The following is a 15,746-nucleotide window of genomic DNA, read 5'->3' on the forward strand; positions in this document are numbered from 1 at the left end:
CAGTCGTCGGACAGGTCGCCCCAGTTCCCGGGTCAACGCCTAGGCTACTAACGTGCTTAGGGAAGACCGCTACGGGAAGACACTGCTGGCGCTCGCGGGCGCGGGCCTGGCCTTGGTCCTCGCTGCCTGCGGCACGAACGACGACCACGCCGCAACGCACCACGAGGGCGCGGCGTCGGTGTCGTCCTCAGCGGACGAAGGACCGTACGCGGGACGTGAGCTGCCCGAGCCCAAGGCGCGCCCAGCCTTCACTCTGACCGACCAGACGGGCGCGACCTACGACTTCGCGGCCGCGACCGCCGGCCAGCCGACGATGCTGTTCTTCGGGTACGCCAACTGCCCAGACGTCTGCCCGACGACCATGGCCGATGTCGCTCTGGCACTGCGCTCCGTGCCAGAGGACGTCGCGGCTCGAACCCAGGTGGTGTTCGTGACGACCGACCCGGCGCGGGACACGGCCGACTTCCTCGGCAGCTACCTGGCTCGGTTCGACGCTGGACTGCCCAACCGCTTCATCGGTCTGACCGGCACCCAGGCGGCGGTCGAGGCCGCACAGGAGGCAGCGGAAGTGCCGTTGGCAGAAGGCAACGGCACCATGCACGCCACGAGCCTCTACCTGTTCGGTACCGACGACCTGGCCCGCGTCATGTTCTCGGCAGGCGACACCTCCGCCGAGATCGCGCAAGACCTGGAGGTTGTCGCCAACGCCTGACGTTTCAGGATTTCTTGAATTCAGTTGTGCCTGTACTGTCCGGTCTCGTGATGCCCGTCCTGCATGCAGAGGTCCTCGCTCGATTCGGCCACGCCCTGTCCGACCCGACCCGCACTCGGCTCCTACTGGCGTTGCGCGAAGGTCCTGGCTACCCCTCCGAGCTCGCTGAACTGCTCGACGTGACCCGGCAGAAGTTGTCCAACCACCTCGCCTGCCTGCGAGGGTGCGGCCTGGTGGTGGCCGTGCCGGAGGGGCGCCGCTCCCGGTACGAACTGGCCGATCCACGCCTGGCTCACGCCCTCGGCGACCTGCTCGGCGTCGTCCTCGCCGTAGACCCCGCCGCCTGCCCGACCGCCGCGGACGAGGACTGCTGCTGATGGCCGCCGAACCGGTCAACCTGTCAACCAGCCATCCGACCACCACTCCCACCACCGACCGTCGAGCACTACTCGCTCGCCGCATCCGGTGGTTTGTGGCCGCCACGATCACCTATAACGTCGTCGAAGCCGTCGTGGCACTCACCGCCGGAGCGAGGGCGTCGTCCTCGGCGCTGATCGGTTTCGGTCTGGACTCGGTCATCGAGGTGTCGTCTGCTGCGGCCGTGGCCTGGCAGTTCGCCGGCCGCGATCCCGAGGTGCGGGAGCGGGTGGCCTTGAAGGTCATCGGGGCGTCGTTCTTCGCGCTCGCCGCCTTCGTCACCGTTGACGCGCTCCGGTCGCTGCTGGGGTCCGGAGAGGCGGAGCACTCCTCTGTCGGTCTCGTCCTGGCGGCGGTGAGCCTGGCGGTCATGCCCGGGCTCTCCTACGCCCAGCGGCGGGCCGGCCGCGAACTGGGTTCGGCTTCAGCCGTAGCCGACTCCAAGCAGACCTTGCTGTGCACGTACCTGTCGGCCGTCCTGCTCGTGGGGCTGGCGCTCAACAGCCTCTTCGGCTGGTCATGGGCCGATCCCGTCGCGGCGCTGGTGATCGCCGTGGTCGCCGTGCGGGAGGGCCGCGAAGCCTGGTCCGGGGACGACTGCTGCTCGCCGGCTGCAGCTCTGCGGTTCACAGCCGAGGGCGAGGACGACTGCGGCTGCTCACCTGGGTGCTCCTGCTGCTCCTCGCCGAGCGCGACGTCATGAACGTCGCCGCGCTCTCGTTGTACGTCGGCGGGCTGGTCGTCGTCTTCGGCCTGCGCAGCTGGATCCACGCCCGACGAACGGGTGACTCGGGCTTCCGCGGCATCTCCGGAGCGCCCGGGTCCCTGCAGTGGTGGGCCGGCGTGCTCTTCGTCGTCGCCCTGACCCTGGGGCTGATGGCGCCGACTCTCGCCGTGATGGACCTGTCCAGGACGCCGGACGGGCCGTTGGCCGACGCGCTCGGAGTGACGGGCCTGGTCATCGCGCTCATCGGGTTCGCCGGGGTGCTGGCGGCACAATCCGGCATGGGCGCGTCCTGGCGCATCGGGGTGGACGAGACCGAGCTGACCGGCCTGGTGACGGCCGGGGCCTTCGCGGTCGCCCGCAACCCCGTCTTCACCGCCATGCTCGCCGCGCAGACCGGGGTGACCCTCATGGTCCCCACGCCTGTCTCGATCGCAGCGCTCCTGTGCCTCCTGGCGGCTGTGGAGCTCCAGGTGCGGCTCATCGAGGAGCCACACCTCGCCCACGCCCACGGCGCCGACTACCACCGCTATGCAGCCCGAGTCGGCCGCTTCCTCCCCGGCATCGGGCGCCGGCCCTTGGTCCACCAGTCGACGGGAGCGAAGCCATGAGCGGCGGCCACGGGCACGACCACGGCGCAGGCACTGGAGCAGGCAGTCCTGACCACCGCCGGCGACTGGCCATCGTCCTGACCATCACGACCACCGTGCTGATCGTCGAGGTGATCGGGGCGGTGGTGTCGGGGAGCCTTGCCCTGTTGGCGGACGCCGGACACATGCTCACCGACGCTGCCGGCCTCACCATCGCCCTGATCGCGGCCAACCTCGCGCTCCGCCCAGCGACGCCGAAACGCACGTGGGGCTACCGCCGAGCGGAGGTGCTCGGCGCCACCCTCCAGGCCGCAGTGCTCCTCGCCGTCGGTGTGTACGTCTTCATCGAAGGCATCCGCCGGCTGTTCGAGCCCCCGGAGGTCGGTTCGACCGCGATGGTGGTGTTCGGGGTCATCGGCCTGGTCGGCAACCTCGTGTCGATGCTGGTGCTCACCCGTGGCCGCGGGAGCAACGTGAACATGCGGGCGGCGTTCTTGGAGGTGGTCAACGACGCTCTGGGGTCGGTCGCCGTTCTGCTGGCTGCGCTGATCATCGCGCTCACCGGATGGCTCCAGGCGGACGCGGTGGTGTCCATGCTGATCGCCCTGCTGATCGTCCCCCGCACGTTGAAGCTGCTGCGCGAGACGGTGTCCGTGCTACTCGAGAGCGCACCCCCTGGGTTGGACCTGGACGACGTGCGGACGCACCTGCTCAGCCAGTCACACGTGCTCGACGTCCACGATCTGCACGCCTCGCAGATCACCAGCGAGCTGCCGGTGCTCACCGCACACGTCGTGGTCGACGACTCCTGCTTCCAGGACGGCCATGCGCCCCGGGTCCTCGACCAGCTGCAGTCCTGCCTGGCCAGCCACTTCCCGATCAGCGTCGAGCACTCGACGATCCAACTGGAGCCGCGGTTGCACGCGACGCACGAACACCCAGGTCACCACTGACGCAGCCAACGGTCACGTCCCGGGGCCACTCCTGGGCACCGTGGCCGTGGGCAGCGCCGGCCCGCGATCGCCGTCAGGGGCTCGACTCGAAGAGGGCGCGTCCCCACCAGTCGTCTTCGTTGACCACCCCGGGCGGGCACGCGAACACGGCGGAGGAGCCATGCTCGACGAAGCCGTTGAGTGCATCCCCGGCGAGGTTGTGCTGCACCTGGACGAACCCGGTCTGCGGATCGCGCTGGTAGGCGATGAAGAACAGACCGGCATCGAGCCGTCCGTCCGGGCCGGTGCCGTCGACGAAGCTGTACCCGCGGCGCAGGATCGCTGTCCCGGCGTTGGTGGGGTGCGCGAGGAAGACGTGCGAGTCGCGAGGGATGGCAGGCTGCCCGTCCCGGACGGCCGCAAAGTCCGTCGGGTCGAACTCCGCCACCTGCCCCAGAGGGGCCCCCGCTGTCTTGGTGCGGCCCATGACCGCCTCCTGCTGGGACACAGGGAGCACGTCCCAGTCCTCGATCAGCATCCGGATCCGGCGGGTGACCAGGTAGGAGCCGCCACGCAGCCAGTCCACGTCGTCCTCGCCCACCCAGACGAAGCGGTCGAGGGCCTGCCCGTTCTCCGCCTTGAGGTTGGCCGTCCCGTCCTTGAAGCCGAGGAGGTTGCGCGGCGTGGCCTGGGCGGAGCTGGTGGACGAGGTCCGACCGAATCCGAGCTGTGTCCATCGGACCCGCACGACGCCGGCCCCCAGGCGCACGAGGTTCCGGACGGCATGGACGGCCACCTGGGGGTCGTTCGCGCACGCCTGCACGCACAGATCGCCGCCACTGATCGCCGGGTCCAACCGGTCACCAGGAAACGGCGGTAGCTCGGCGAGCGACGCGGGGCGGCGTCCGGCCAACCCGAACCTGTCCATCCCGTCGCCGGTCTTGAAGAGGGTCGGACCGAAGCCGATGGTCAAGGTGAGCCCAGCCGGCGGCAGGTCCTGGGCCTCGCCAGTGTCGTCTGGGCCTGTCGGCTGCCCGCTCGTGAGACGGACCGCGGCCACAGTCCACGTCCGGAGCAGCGCTGCGAGATCCTCGCGGCTGTCTGTGATGACGTCGAAGGCAACGAAGTGCAACCGGTCCTGCGCAGGGGTGATGATGCCTGCCTGGTGTTCGCCGGCGAAACGGACCATCGCCCTGGGCGAGTCGTCGGGCAGCGGAGACACGGCGACATCCGCAGGGCCGTCGTTGGCCGTGATCCGACCGACGGCACCGCCCGTCACACCGGCAGCGAGCATCCCGGCCGCCCCGACGCCTGCAACGCGGAAGAGCCCGCGCCTCGAGAGCCCCGCTGGACTGCCTCCGTCTGTCGACTCCGACGGTCGCGCACCGTCGTCGGACAACCGAACTCCCCCATCCGGATCGACGTCACGGCCCGCGTCGGAGAGCCGAGCTTGCGTACTAGCGATGATAGGAGAGCTGGGTTCCGGTCGGGCTCGGCGGCCTTGTGATCTGGTCGACGGTGACTCCTCGGTTCTGAGCCACCTCACGGGTACGACGGGTCGGCCGGTGAGGCCGGCGATGTCCTGGCGGGCCGACTTCAGGCCGCGACGGTCATCGTCCCGATCTGGCCCAGCGCGACGTGGAAGGAGCACTCGTACTGGTAGTCGCCGGGCTGCTCGACCGTGAAGTCGAACGTCTCGCTGTCGCCGGGGGCCAGGATCGGGATCTGCTCGGCGATGTCCACCGGTCCCTCGCCGGGCGTGAAGCGCAGATTGTGCGTCAGCTGCTCGGCCTTGCTGGTCAGCGTCAACCGAACCTGGCCCGGCGCAACGATGAAGGTCGCCGGCACGAACACGTAGTCGTCATCGACCAGGACGGTGAGTTCTTGGACGCCATCCGAGCCGACGGAGACCGTCCCTGCGTCGGCCACACTCTCGCTGGGCTCGGCTTCCGTGGCCGGGTCGCCGCCGCACGCAGCCAGGGCGACACCGGCCAACCCGACGAGACCTCCAGCCAAGAGGGTCCGCCGGCTCAGTTCGGGATGCACCTCAGCAGCCTACCCACGCTCTACTAAGTCCCCTCGTACGGCTGACGTAGGGCCACGGCCCTGTCTCAGATGTTGCAGAGGTCGCTGAGAGCTGCGGACAGCGTGGGCAGTCCGGCGATCAGCACCGGAGTGAGCAGGACCGCCCACAGCCCTCCCGCGAGCAGACGGTGACGCCACGGATCCATCGGCGTGAGTGGCTGGAGCAGCCGCGAGACCCGGAGGACAGCGCCCTCTTGCGCCATGGCCATGGCGGCTGCCGGTGCGCGCATCTCGGCCAGGCTGACGATGGCCGAGGCAACGCTGACCCGGTCGACACTGACCGCCGCCGCGTCATCGGCCAGCAGCTCGATCAACTGCCGCGTCTGGGCCGACGCCGCCCGGAACAGCTTCAGGCGGGGGAAAGCCCGCACCAGCCCCTGCGACAACGTCACCGCCAGGTTGTGGCGCGCTCGCAGATGTGCGGCCTCGTGTGCCAGGACTCCCTTCAGCTCGTCGTGCGACAGTGCGGCCAAGGTGCCGGTGGTCACCACGATGCGCGACGTGCGCCCGGGCACACAGAAGGCGGCGGGAGTCGAGGCGTCCATGACCAGCACGCCCAGCCCGCGATCCGGCTCGGCCACCATGTCGATCGATCGGTGCAGCTCCCGCCGGCGCAGCCAACCCGACACGAGCTCCCACGTGACGCAGGACAGCACCCACAGGGGCATGAGCCCGGCCAACAGGATCCCGACCAAGGCGCCGGATGGGAACTCAGCCGACCCGTAGGCGTTGGCGACGCTCTCCGCGCACGCATGGAAGACCCGCCCCAGTCCACCCGCCAGGGTGGTGATGGGGATCAGCAGGGTCACTCCAGCGAGCACGAACGTGGCGACAGCCGTGAAGGTCAGTGCCTGCCAGGCGAGGATCGCCAGCCGAGGGGCCTGAGCAGTCCATCCTGCATCCACCAGTCGTGGGCCGAGGACTAGGACGGCGACACCGATCGCGGCGAGTGCCAGGCTGGCGCTCACGCTCGGTCTCCTGGCGGGGTCTGCGACTCGGAACGAGCGGCTTCCACGGCGGTGCGCAACTGCGCGACCGCGTCCGGCTGCAGCTCGGCGACGAAGTGCATGAGCACCTCCTGCTGGTCCCCCGATTCGGCGAGGACGTCCTGCAGCAAGGCCGCGGCATGTTCGGCGCGACTACGAACCGGTCGGTACAACCACGCCCGTCCCGACATCTCCCGGGTGAGCTGGCCCTTCTTGTGGAGGTTGTCCATCACCGTCATGACGGTCGTGTAAGCGAGGTTCCGGGAGGAGTTGAGGGCCCCCAGGACGTCGCGCACCGTCGCCGGTTCACCGCGACGCCACAGCTCCGCCATGATCGCCGCTTCCAACTCACCGAACGGGCGCACGCCCCCACCTCTCTTTGCCGTCTCGACGACGCACCGCTGCCGGCCGGACGGTCAGGCGCTCGCCTTCTCGCCCCACCCGGTCCTGTTCCACGGTCAGCCTAGGCAGTCGAGGCTCCTGCGCCCCGAGGATCCGCGCAGGATCCCACCAACGTGCGAGCGCCGGCACTGCTGACCTGGTCAGCCGGAGCACGCTCCGCCCAGGGAGATGCCGCGTGCAGCGAGCCAGGGAGCCGGGTCGTTGCGGTTGGCGTACAGCCCGCCTGTGTGTGCCTCCACGTGCACGTGCGGCCCGGTGGACTGACCACGGTTGCCGACCTCGGCGATCTGCTCGCCGGCGGAGACAGTCTGCCCGGCCGAGACGAACGCCTGGTTGATGTGACCGTAGAGGGTGATCGTCCCGTCCGAGTGCTGGATGTACACCGCCAGGCCGAACCCGTTGGCCGGGCCGGCGTGCAACACGACACCCGAGTCAGGGGCGTAGATAGGCGTGCCGATGGGTGCGGCGATGTCCACGCCGTTGTGGCTCGTGCCCCATCGACTCCCGAAGCAAGAGGTGACCCGTCCCTCGGCCAGCGACCCGGTGCCGGCCGTCGCGGCCGCGCTCGCGACCTCCTGGCGGTCGTCGACGGTGGCTTCAGGGTCATCGTCTCCCTGGAGCGTCAGGAGCTGGACCTGCGCCGTCCGCAGCTGCTCCTCCAGTTCCGCCTTCTGACCTGCCGCGGCGTCATAGCTCACCTGCGCTTGACCGAGCTGGGCCTGAGCAGCGGCTTCGGCCTGCTCGGCCGCCTGGGCAGCGGTGTCGCGGGCGGCGACCGCGTCACGGGCGGCCTGGTCGGCGCGCGCGACCTGGCTCTCGGCATCCTGCAGCGCTCGTAGCCGCTCTGCCCGGTCGTCGCCGATCAGTTCCAGCATGGCTGCACGCTGGAGGAGGTCCTCTGGCCCTCGGGCCTCCAGGAGCGTCACTGCATCACTGAGGGAGTCGGCCCCCATGTAGGTCTCACGCCCGAGGTCGGCCACGTCGTCCTTCGCTGTGGTCGTGGCGACCTGAGCGGCGGCCAGCTCTGCGGCGGTGGTCGCTGCCGCAGCCTGGGCGGTCGTCAGCTCCTGCGCTGCCAGGCGTGACGCCTCACCGGCGGCTTCAGCGAGGACCGTCAGTCGCTGCAGTTCTGTCTCAGCGGCTGCGAGGAGCTGCTCGACTCGGTCGATCTCGGCGCTGGCCGTGTCGAACGTCGACTGAGCAGAGTTCTGTTGGGCGTTGGGGTCGCCGGGTGCTGCGAGCGCAGTCGGCGAGGTGAGCGCCAACTGCGCGGTGACAGCCGCGGCGACGCTCAGCGGCGCCAAGCGTGACAGGGGTCGGGGCTTGGACGGGCGTGGGTTCCGGTGACGCAGGGTCGCCAAGGCGACGGTTCTCCGTTCTTCCTGACTGCCTACCGGGTTAGCTGACGGGTTCGGACGGGAAGCTGCCCTACCTGCGCACGCAGGATTCACCCCAAGAGACGTGGGTCCCCGGTCCACCTCGGCGAGGCCGTGGTGGTTCGGCGTGTCCACCCGAGGTCCTCGGTGCGAGGAGCAGGGCCCGGGTGGACCGGATCGAGACGCTACTACGAAGGAGCTTAGTTGTCACGGTCTCGTAACGAAGCGCCTCACGAGACACCACCGTAGGAGTGGAGACCGGTGGACACGAGGTTCACGAAGAGCAGGTTGAACACCAGGGTGGCCAGCGCCACCAGGTTGGTCCAGGCGGCCGGCCTGCCGCGCCACCCCGAGGTGTTGCGGGCGTGCAGATAGGCGGCGTACAGCGCCCAGGAGATGAAGGCCCACGTCTCCTTGGGATCCCAGCCCCAGAAGCGGCCCCAGGCGCTCTCCGCCCAGATGGCGCCGGCGATCACGGCGAAGGTCCAGACCGGGAAGCCGAAGATCGCTGTCCGATGCGCCACCCGGTCGAGCGTTTCCGCGCTGGGCAGCCTGCCACCCCGGCCTTGCTCGCCACCGCCGGCCGCTGACGCCGACCGTTCGGACCGGGCGGCGACCAGGTAGAGCGCGCTGGCCACACCGCTGACGATGAAGACGCCGAACGAGAGGATGGCGGCTGACACGTGCACCACGAGCCAGTCTGACCTGAGCGCGGCGACCAGCGGTCCGGACTCCGCGTACAGGTGCAAGCCGGTGAGGACCAGTCCGATGACCGTCGGCCCCAGGACGAACACGCCGATCCGCCGCAGGCCCGGCACCCGGATGACCAGGAACAGGTAGGCGAGCACCCCGACCAGAACTGCCGCCGTGGCGAACTCGTACATGTTGCCCCACGGCACACGCCCCGCAGCCGCACTGCGCGTGACGAGCACGCCGGCCTGTGCGAGCGCTCCGACCGCGGTCAGGACGACACCCAGCTGGCCCCACCGCGCAGCCTGGGGTCGCCCGGCTGCGCCACTGGCCGCCGGGAGAGCAGTGGCGCTCGACGCACCGGTGTTCACCGTGGCCAACTGAGGTCGACTTCGCGTCGACGGCCGGCCGAACGCGAGTTCGGCGCAGAAGCCGATGGCGGCGAGGGCATAGATGGCGATCGCCACCCCGAAGAGCGTGTCGGAGAGGTCGGCCAGGGCGTCAGAGGTCACGAGGACCCTCCTCATCGATGGAGTGCTCAGGTGTGGTGCGCGCCCGCCGAGGCCGACGGTCGGTGGCGAGGGCGGCCAGGACGGCAGCACCGGACAGCCCCGCGAGCGCAGCTTCGGGAACGACACCCATTCGGGTCGCCGTGGTCGTCTGGGTCCGCTGCGCCAGTGAGCCGACGAAGACATAGGGCGTGAAGAGCTCGGATCGGTCGACGACCGTCCCGTCGGGTGCAACGACTGCGGAGATGCCACTGGTCGCTGCGACCAGGACGGTGCGCCCGTGCTCGATGGCGCGCAGGCGGCTCATGGCCAGCTGCTGTTCGCTCTCCGCGGTGTACCCGAACGTGGCGTTGTTGGTCTGCACGACCAAGAGGGAGGCGCCGCCGTCCACGACGTCGGAGACGAGCCCGTCGTAGGCGACCTCGAAGCAGATGACGTCCCCGAGGCGCACTCCGCCCACGTCCAGGACCCCCGGCTCGGTACCGGGCAGGAAGTCGCGTCGCAGCAGATCGACCTGCTCGCTGAACAACCGGAAGAACGACCGGGCGGGCATGTACTCACCGAAGGGCACCGGATGTCGTTTGGCGTAACGCTCGCCAGGCCCGGTGACCGGGTCCCAGACGATGCCCGCATTGGTCAGGTACCGACCAGGCCCGTCCAGGACGGCACCGATCAGGATGGGCGCGTCGATCGCGCGGACCGCCCGGTCGATGGCCGCCGCTGCATCCGGGTTCTGGTACGGGTCGATGTCCGAGGAGTTCTCGGGCCAGATCACGACGTCGGGTCGCGGGGTGCCGCCACCGTCGACCCGCTCCGCCAGTTCGAGGGTCTGCTGGACGTGGTTGTCGAGGACCGCTCTGCGCTGGGCGTTGAAGTCGAGGCCGGATCGAGGGACGTTCCCCTGGACGACCGCGACAGTGGTCGGCTCGCCCCCCTCCGACAGCTGGCTCCCGGGCAGAGGCAGCCACGCCAGCAATCCGAGGGCCGGGACGACGGCCGCGGCAGCGCACGTGAGTGCCCGTCGGAGACGCGACGGCGACCGGTCGATCCCCCGGCGTAGCCGTCGTCCCACCGGACGCGCGACCGAAGCCGCCAGCGTCGCCCCGGTGAGCGCGACGCCGAAGGTGACGAGCGGGACCCCGCCGTAGGCCGCGAAGGAGGCGAACGGCCCATCGGCCTGGCTGAAGCCCAGGCGCCCCCAGGGAAAGCCACCGAAGGGCAGGCGTGAGCGCAGGGCCTCCTGGACCACCCACAGGCCGGCTGCCCACAGCGGAGCGGCGGGGAGCCGGCTGACCAGGGCGACTCCCGCACCCATGAGGGCGAAGAACGCCGCCTGGGCGAGCGACAGCGCAACCCAGGGCAGGTCACCGACGAACACGCCGGTCCAGGTGAGCAGCGGCAGGAAGAACGCGGACCCCATCACCATGCCGAGCGCGGCGCCGCCCCGGGCCGAGCGCCCGAAGACGATCAGCATCAGCAACAGCGGCCCGGCAGCGGCCAGTGGCCAGAGATCGAAGGGCGGAAAGGCCAGCCAGAGGGCGAGCCCGCCGATGACGGCGAGCAGCAGAGCCACGGGAGCTCGATCCACCGGTGGCCGCCCTGCACGGTGATCGCCTGGCCAGGCAGGGCGGATGGAACTCGAAGCGGCCGTGGACGGAACGACGGTCATCATCGTCAGCCCGTGGTCCGGCGCTGGCCCGCGGCCAGGCGTGCGAGCTGAGCGTTGTACGCCTCCAGCTCCACCTCGGCCCGCTTGTCGCCGGCTCGGGCGCGACGTTCGTCCGAGCGCACCCACTGCCAGAAGACGATCGCCACGGCGATGATCGTGGGCACCTCGCCGAAGCCCCAGACGATGTTCCCGGCGGCCAGCTGGTCGGTCATGACGTCCACGCCCCAGCTGGCCGGGACGTCACGGAAGGTCTGGACCAACGGGGTGCTGGCCATCATCACCGCCACGGCGAAGAAGGCGTGCAACGGACCCGGGACGACCAGCTCGACCAGTCGCAAGGGCGCCGACACCCGGTGCGGCCAGGGATCCAACCCGAAGGCCCCGCCGAAGGCGAGCAACCCCGTGAACAGGAAGAAGGCCAGCATCAGCAGGCTGCCCGCCCAGTGCCGCATGAGCACGTCGAAGGCGGGAGTGAAGTAGAAGCCGTACAGACTGCCGATGAACAGGGTCGTCGTGATCACGGGGTGCGTGAGCAGCTTCGCCGTCCGGGACCGCATGCCCAGGACGAGCAACCTCCGCCAGATCACTGCTGACCCCCGGCGCGGGAGCGCTCTGACCGCCAGGGCGACCGGAGCACCCAGCATGATCAGCATCGCCGAGACTACGGCGAGGACCATCTTCTGCAGCATGTGGATCGAGAAGAGCATCATCGCGTAGCCCATGACCTGCGTGGCCGTTACCAGCAGGACGGTGACGATGCCCAGGGTGAAGTTCACCGTGCGGCGCCACGGCCACCGCACACCCCGGCGTCGCAGTGCATGGACCCCACGCAGGTAGAGCGCCAGCGCGATGAGAGCGGATGCGGGGAACACGGACGTGATGTCGATCTGGGGGGTGAAGAGCGTCAGCAGGGACGGTGGGTCGACCGGCATCCGCATGCCGTCCATGCCAGATGACACGTTCGCATCTCCCTGTGAGGTCGCGGCCTGCCCTCCGCAACGATTGCGGGGCCGGAATGTCCTAAGCGGCATAGTAGGTGATGCTGTGTCGCGTGCTCCCTCCCGTGACGTCCATCGACGACCCAGGCGCCGCGATCACGGGCGATGCACCGTGACTGCGACACCGGTGACCTACGGTCGGGTGGTGACGGGTGTGGGCACGGGTCGAGCCACCGCCCAGCGGCTGCTCGTCATCGCGCTGGCAGCGTCAGCCCTGATGCTGACCGGAGCGCCGGCGGCACAGGCCCACACGGACCGCGGGGTCGCGGGGAGCAACTGGGCTGGGCGGGTACTGGAGCTCTCCTCGCCCATGCCGGGCGTCGATCTCAGCGTGACGCAGTTCGGCGACAGCCTGGAGATCCTGAACGGCTCGACCGTCACCATCACCGTCTACGGGTACTCCGACGAGGAGTACCTGCGGATCGGACCGGACGGCGTCTGGCGGAACGAGAACAGCCCAGCGACACACCTGAACCTGCGCCGAGATGGCCGGACGGCACTGCCGGCGAACGCTGCGCCCGACGCAGCGCCGGACTGGCGACAGGTGTCCACCCAGCCGGAGTACTCCTGGCACGACCACCGGACGCACTGGATGCTGTCGGCACCACCCCCGCAGGTGGCCGCCGACCCAGAGTCGAAGCACACGATCACCAACTGGACAGTCCCGGTGTCCTACGGCGACACCGCAGTGGCGGTGGGGGGTGAACTCACCTGGTCACCCCCGCCGGAGCCGCTGGCATGGTGGCCGCTCTACCTGCTCATCCCGATAGCTGGTCTGCTGGCTGGCCTCTTGCCGGGATCCGCGCGGCCACTGACGCTGCTTCTCCTGACGGCTGTCGTGTCGGCCGTCTGGCACGTGGCGGCGACACCACAGCCAGGGCTGACGGCCGCCGATCGCGCACTGGCGACGGGCGCCGCCATGCTCCCCGCACTGGTGGCGATGGCCGTCACCACAGTGGCCGTCCGAGCTGCATGGAGGGGCAAGGACCTGCTCGCCGCGATGCTGTCGGCTGTCGTCGGGTTCATGTTGCTGGTGCAGGGACTCCCGGACATGGACGTGCTGTGGGCCGCGAACGTCATCACCGGCGGACCCGTCTGGCTCGCTCGGGCGACGGTCGCATTCCTGATCTTCGGCGGGGTCGGACTCATGCTGGGGGCGGCCACAGCGGTGCGCCGCTTCCGGCGAAGGGAGCCAACGGCTGCACCTGTGCAGATTGAGCCGGCCGCGGCCACAACGCTCTAGCCCGGGGCTTTCACGCCGGGTCTTGATCACCTGGTGGGAGATGTAGGAAAGGTGCTCCTGAGCTGGGAAGATGTGGCTTGTCTAGGGTCACAACTTCGCAGAGACCGGAGCACCTTTCTGGTGAAGAAGACTACCGGGCCGTACCCGGCCTCAACAGTGGATGGCGCCGGGTCGAGCGTCGTGCCGCATGCCGGCAGCACAGTCCTGCTCAGGACTGCGCAGGAAGTCGGGCTTACGAGCGCGCTGGCCGAGGCGTTGACGCCGTGGCGTAAGCCGCTGGCCCGCCACGACCCAGGCAAGATCGTGCTCGATCTCGCGGTCAGTCTCGCGATCGGTGGAGACTGCCTGGCCGACCTCGCCCAGCTGCGGGCCGCCCCGGAGGTGTTCGGGCTGGTGGCCTCGGATCCGACCGTCTCCCGGTGCATCGCCGCGCTGGCCGCCGATGCGCCGGCCGCGCTGGCGGCGATCAACACCGCCCGGGCGGCCGCCCGGGCCAGGGCGTGGTCGCTGGCCGACAAGAACGCCCCCGACCACGCCGCGGATGCATCAGCACCGCTGGTCATCGACGTGGACGCCACCCTGGTCGGCGCCCACTCGGAGAAGGAGTCGGCCGCGCCCACGTTCAAGCGCGGGTTCGGCTTCCATCCGCTGTGGGCCTTCCTCGACCACGGGACCGAGGGCACCGGGGAACCGCTGGCGTTCGCGCTGCGGCCGGGCAACGCTGGGTCGAACACCGTCGTCGACCACATCGCGGTGCTCCGCGCGGCGCTCGCCCAGCTGCCCGGCGGCCATGCGCGCGGGAAGAAGGTACTGGTCCGGGTCGATGGCGCCGGCGGCACCCACGAGCTGTTGGCCTGGCTGACCCGCCGCAGGCTGTCCTACTCCGTCGGGTTCTCCCTGCCCGGCGACCTCGCCTCGATCCAGGCCAAGCTCGCGACCATCCCGACCGAGCTGTGGGAGCCGGCCTACGACGCCGAGGGTCAACTCCGTCCCGGCGCCTGGGTCGCCGAGGTCACCGGACTGTTCGACCTCGCCTCCTGGCCCCAGGGCATGCGATTGATCGTGCGCAAGGAACGCCCCCATCCCGGCGCGCAGCTGCGGATCACCGACATCGACGGGCTGCGGGTCACCGCGTTCGTCACCAACACCACGAAAGGCCAGCTGGCAGACCTGGAGCTTCGGCACCGCCGGCGGGCACGCTGCGAGGACCGGATCCGCTGCGCCAAGGACACCGGCCTGGCCAACCTGCCGCTGCACGACTTCGCCCAGAACCAGATTTGGTGCGCCATCGTCGCCCTGGCCTGCGAGCTGACCGCCTGGACGCAAACCCTCGCCTTCCCCGACCACCAGGCCCGCCGCTGGGAGCCCAAGCGGCTACGTCTGCGACTTTTCTCGATCCCCGCCCGGGCAGCCCGCACCGGCCGCCGCCGGTTGCTGCACCTGGCCGCCACCGCGCCGTTCACCGCGCTCGCGCTGCAAGCTCTGGCGGCGCTCACCCAGCTGACCGCGACTCCACGAGTCGCCTCCGGCTGAGCCCAGCGACACCCGTCCCGACGACCCAGAAACCCGGCCGGTCAGTGGAACCGGCGCCCACCCGAGCGATCTCGGGCGAACCGTCACACCCCGATGCCATTCTCAGGCCTACGCGGGACCAGAACCCCGACGACCGTGACGATCAGCAAGATCACGAAAGATCCGGGCTAGGGCGCTCCTCCCAGCGGATGGCGCGCTGCGCAATCAGCACGAGTGGGCGATTGCGCCGAGTTGAGCGATGGGTGGTGGCCTGCGATCGAGCCGTTGATGCCACGGGTCACCAGTCGGTCGTGGCCGTCCTGGGATCACCGCCAGGTGGCTGAGCGTCTGGCGCCGGTACCGGCGCCTGCCGCCAGGGGTGCTTCTTCAAGCCGGCTGCCCTCATTAGGCGGTCGGTGTCCCAGCACGCTGACGGCCAACTCGACCATGTCGTCTGCCACGGGCTCCCGTCACCGCCCAGCCACCTCCAGCGTGGCCATGGAAAGCGACTCGGAGCGTTTCCTCCGGAGCCACCGCCCGAGTGGATCGTGCCCGAGCAAGACACTGCGCCAGATCTGGAACCAATGCCCATATCCGGAGATGCCGTTATCGCGTCCGTCAGGCATCAATCGACTCGTACGTCGATTCCTCGAACGCCACGACCCCTTGCGTCGGAGAGATGAGCTGCCAACCTTCGTTCACCTTGATCAGGAAGACGATCACGCGTGGCGAGTTCGCCAGGTCGCTAGGCAGCGATACCGCCCCGCACTCTTGATAATCGTCGATCGATATGCCGACTCCGGCAAGACTTGAGTCGCCCTTCCGGACATCATCAACCAGGAGTTGCAAGTCTTCCGAACTGGCATCGGTCACGCTCGCCGCCCCAACCAGGTCGGCCGCC

General features: G+C 69.7%; 16 protein-coding genes and 1 riboswitch. Of the genes, 7 read left to right on the forward strand and 9 right to left on the reverse strand.

What is annotated here, in order from left to right:
* Nucleotides 1-52 precede the first annotated feature (52 nt).
* The 5 genes from ACJTNH_RS11935 to ACJTNH_RS11955 are packed head-to-tail and all read left to right on the forward strand — an operon-like array spanning nucleotide 53 to nucleotide 3,396.
* Nucleotides 53-712 carry an SCO family protein gene (locus ACJTNH_RS11935; RefSeq protein WP_458175879.1) on the forward strand — a complete coding sequence of 220 codons (660 nt, stop codon included), beginning with the start codon at nucleotides 53-55 and terminating at the stop codon, nucleotides 710-712.
* 50 nt (nucleotides 713-762) lie between these two features.
* Nucleotides 763-1,089 (forward strand): ArsR/SmtB family transcription factor, encoded by a 327-nt coding sequence (locus tag ACJTNH_RS11940; RefSeq protein WP_458176037.1) that lies wholly within the window; start codon nucleotides 763-765, stop codon nucleotides 1,087-1,089.
* Nucleotides 1,089-1,832 carry a cation transporter gene (locus tag ACJTNH_RS11945; protein WP_458175881.1) on the forward strand — a complete coding sequence of 248 codons (744 nt, stop codon included), beginning with the start codon at nucleotides 1,089-1,091 and terminating at the stop codon, nucleotides 1,830-1,832. The genes ACJTNH_RS11940 and ACJTNH_RS11945 overlap by 1 nt, the downstream gene beginning before the upstream one ends.
* Nucleotides 1,796-2,464: a methyltransferase family protein gene (locus ACJTNH_RS11950; RefSeq protein ID WP_458175883.1), complete on the forward strand. Its 669-nt coding sequence runs from the start codon at nucleotides 1,796-1,798 to the stop codon at nucleotides 2,462-2,464. Before ACJTNH_RS11945 ends, ACJTNH_RS11950 begins: the two co-directional genes overlap by 37 nt.
* The gene (locus tag ACJTNH_RS11955; protein ID WP_458175885.1) at nucleotides 2,461-3,396 is read left to right on the forward strand and encodes a cation diffusion facilitator family transporter; all 936 of its coding nucleotides are present in this window, start codon (nucleotides 2,461-2,463) and stop codon (nucleotides 3,394-3,396) included. Before ACJTNH_RS11950 ends, ACJTNH_RS11955 begins: the two co-directional genes overlap by 4 nt.
* A gap of 73 nt (nucleotides 3,397-3,469) precedes the next feature.
* On the opposite strand, the gene efeB is transcribed toward ACJTNH_RS11955, so the two are convergent.
* The 8 genes from efeB to ACJTNH_RS11995 all read right to left on the reverse strand — a co-directional run bounded on the left by efeB (nucleotide 3,470) and on the right by ACJTNH_RS11995 (nucleotide 12,051).
* Entirely contained in the window at nucleotides 3,470-4,774 is a 1,305-nt protein-coding gene (gene efeB, locus ACJTNH_RS11960) for an iron uptake transporter deferrochelatase/peroxidase subunit (RefSeq protein WP_458175887.1), read from the reverse strand.
* 197 nt (nucleotides 4,775-4,971) lie between these two features.
* Nucleotides 4,972-5,421, reverse strand: a complete 450-nt coding sequence (locus tag ACJTNH_RS11965; protein WP_458175889.1) for a plastocyanin/azurin family copper-binding protein — start codon at nucleotides 5,419-5,421, stop codon at nucleotides 4,972-4,974.
* Nucleotides 5,422-5,486: 65 nt separating this feature from the next.
* On the reverse strand, nucleotides 5,487-6,428 hold the full coding sequence (locus ACJTNH_RS11970) for a M56 family metallopeptidase (RefSeq protein ID WP_458175891.1): 942 nt from the start codon (nucleotides 6,426-6,428) through the stop codon (nucleotides 5,487-5,489).
* Entirely contained in the window at nucleotides 6,425-6,811 is a 387-nt protein-coding gene (locus ACJTNH_RS11975) for a BlaI/MecI/CopY family transcriptional regulator (RefSeq protein ID WP_458175893.1), read from the reverse strand. The genes ACJTNH_RS11970 and ACJTNH_RS11975 overlap by 4 nt, the downstream gene beginning before the upstream one ends.
* Before the next feature lie 177 nt (nucleotides 6,812-6,988).
* Complete coding sequence (locus tag ACJTNH_RS11980; protein WP_458175895.1) at nucleotides 6,989-8,152, reverse strand: M23 family metallopeptidase; 1,164 nt, start codon at nucleotides 8,150-8,152, stop codon at nucleotides 6,989-6,991.
* A 69-nt stretch (nucleotides 8,153-8,221) separates the two neighbouring features.
* Nucleotides 8,222-8,362: riboswitch (cyclic di-AMP (ydaO/yuaA leader) on the reverse strand.
* 92 nt (nucleotides 8,363-8,454) lie between these two features.
* The gene (gene ccsB / locus ACJTNH_RS11985; protein ID WP_458175897.1) at nucleotides 8,455-9,426 is read right to left on the reverse strand and encodes a c-type cytochrome biogenesis protein CcsB; all 972 of its coding nucleotides are present in this window, start codon (nucleotides 9,424-9,426) and stop codon (nucleotides 8,455-8,457) included.
* On the reverse strand, nucleotides 9,416-11,095 hold the full coding sequence (lnt, locus tag ACJTNH_RS11990; RefSeq protein ID WP_458175899.1) for an apolipoprotein N-acyltransferase: 1,680 nt from the start codon (nucleotides 11,093-11,095) through the stop codon (nucleotides 9,416-9,418). The genes ccsB and lnt overlap by 11 nt, the downstream gene beginning before the upstream one ends.
* 2 nt (nucleotides 11,096-11,097) lie before the next feature.
* Nucleotides 11,098-12,051 carry a cytochrome c oxidase assembly protein gene (locus ACJTNH_RS11995; RefSeq protein WP_299952687.1) on the reverse strand — a complete coding sequence of 318 codons (954 nt, stop codon included), beginning with the start codon at nucleotides 12,049-12,051 and terminating at the stop codon, nucleotides 11,098-11,100.
* A gap of 151 nt (nucleotides 12,052-12,202) precedes the next feature.
* Between ACJTNH_RS11995 and ACJTNH_RS12000 the strand changes: the two genes are divergently transcribed.
* Nucleotides 12,203-13,333 (forward strand): hypothetical protein, encoded by a 1,131-nt coding sequence (locus ACJTNH_RS12000; protein WP_458175902.1) that lies wholly within the window; start codon nucleotides 12,203-12,205, stop codon nucleotides 13,331-13,333.
* 120 nt (nucleotides 13,334-13,453) lie between these two features.
* Nucleotides 13,454-14,866 (forward strand): IS1380 family transposase, encoded by a 1,413-nt coding sequence (locus ACJTNH_RS12005; protein ID WP_458176039.1) that lies wholly within the window; start codon nucleotides 13,454-13,456, stop codon nucleotides 14,864-14,866.
* A gap of 597 nt (nucleotides 14,867-15,463) precedes the next feature.
* Here ACJTNH_RS12005 and ACJTNH_RS12010 read toward each other — a convergent pair.
* Nucleotides 15,464-15,718 carry a hypothetical protein gene (locus ACJTNH_RS12010; RefSeq protein WP_458175904.1) on the reverse strand — a complete coding sequence of 85 codons (255 nt, stop codon included), beginning with the start codon at nucleotides 15,716-15,718 and terminating at the stop codon, nucleotides 15,464-15,466.
* Nucleotides 15,719-15,746 lie beyond the last annotated feature (28 nt).

Source organism: Modestobacter lacusdianchii, from assembly GCF_054177765.1.

Coding starts and splice junctions, on each gene's coding strand:
- ACJTNH_RS11940 (WP_458176037.1), top strand. CDS start 763: ATGCCCGTCCTGCATGCAGAGGTCCTCGCTCGATTCGGCCACGCCCTG.
- ACJTNH_RS11945 (WP_458175881.1), top strand. CDS start 1,089: ATGGCCGCCGAACCGGTCAACCTGTCAACCAGCCATCCGACCACCACT.
- ACJTNH_RS11955 (WP_458175885.1), top strand. CDS start 2,461: ATGAGCGGCGGCCACGGGCACGACCACGGCGCAGGCACTGGAGCAGGC.
- lnt (WP_458175899.1), bottom strand. CDS start 11,095: ATGATGACCGTCGTTCCGTCCACGGCCGCTTCGAGTTCCATCCGCCCT.